Source organism: Gorillibacterium sp. sgz306347, assembly GCF_059735245.1.
The window spans coordinates 1-553 of the sequence record NZ_JCAPET010000117.1 but is presented as its reverse complement, the minus strand read 5'-3'; the positions used below and the strand labels follow the sequence as shown (position 1 = coordinate 553).

Below are 553 nucleotides of genomic sequence, written 5' to 3'. Positions count from 1 at the left end.
CGCCCGTATTGAATGCCGACACCACCGCCAATAATACGGCTACGCCAATTGAATTGACGTTCGCAGATGACGAAGCGTGGCGCACAGCCATTACCGGAGTCTTGGCGAACGGCAGCCCGCTGCAGCCGGCCGATTACACAATCGAATCCGGCAAAATCACCATCCGCGCAGGCTTCCTGCCGCAAGGCTCGCATACGATTACCGTCAAAGCCGAGGGCTACAGCGACGCGGTTGTCAACCAGAACGTCGACTGGGCACCGAGCACCAATGCTTCGCTTTCCGGCCTGACCGTTTCGGGCGTTGCGCTTGCGTTCGATCCGGCCAAAACGGAGTACACGGCAGCCGTCCCGTTTGAAACGGAATCCGTTACCGTTACGCCGACCGGTGCGGACCATCATCAAACGATCAGCGTTAACGGCACGACCGTGGCAAGCGGCACGGCCAGCGCTCCGATCACGCTCACAACGGGCGCCAACGTAATTACCGTGACGGTAACCGCAGAAGACGGCGTGGCAAAACAAACCTACCGCATTGCGGTTTCACGCGGCGGCTA

1 protein-coding gene is annotated in these 553 nt (G+C 59.9%); it reads left to right on the top strand.

The features are described 5' to 3' along the window. On the top strand, positions 1-553 hold a 553-nt coding region (locus AC6I6H_RS22500; RefSeq protein WP_497956851.1), incomplete at both ends, for a hemoblobin-interacting domain-containing protein.